The organism is Jeotgalibacillus marinus (assembly GCF_040801915.1).
Lineage (GTDB): Bacteria > Bacillota > Bacilli > Bacillales > Jeotgalibacillaceae > Jeotgalibacillus > Jeotgalibacillus marinus.
The window spans coordinates 1-412 of record NZ_JBFMIA010000100.1 but is presented as its reverse complement, the minus strand read 5'-3'; the positions used below and the strand labels follow the sequence as shown (position 1 = coordinate 412).

The 412-nt window shown below is 41.7% G+C and carries 1 rRNA gene; it reads right to left on the bottom strand.

What is annotated here, in order from left to right:
* Positions 1-108 precede the first annotated feature (108 nt).
* A 5S ribosomal RNA gene (rrf, locus tag AB1471_RS17135) occupies positions 109-224 on the bottom strand.
* Positions 225-412 lie beyond the last annotated feature (188 nt).

Genomic DNA, 412 nt, shown 5'->3' with positions numbered 1-412 from the left:
CCTGCGACCTTCGGGTTATGAGCCCGACGAGCTACCGAACTGCTCCACCCCGCGTCAATAATAAAACAATAAAGGAAATAATGATCTCTTATTGCCTCTATTGTTAGTGCCTAGCGACGTCCTACTCTCACAGGGGGAATCCCCCAACTACCATCGGCGCTGAAGAGCTTAACTTCCGTGTTCGGCATGGGAACGGGTGTGACCTCTTCGCAATCATCACTAGACATTTTTTCTTTTCGACAAGTAATATTATATCATATGCACAATATATATTCAATAAAGAAATAATATTTTTTATCATTTCTTCAAAACTGGATAAGACATCGCACAAACAACGCATATTCGAGTAATCACCTATATGGTTAAGTCCTCGATCGATTAGTATTCGTCAGCTACACATGTCGCCATGCTT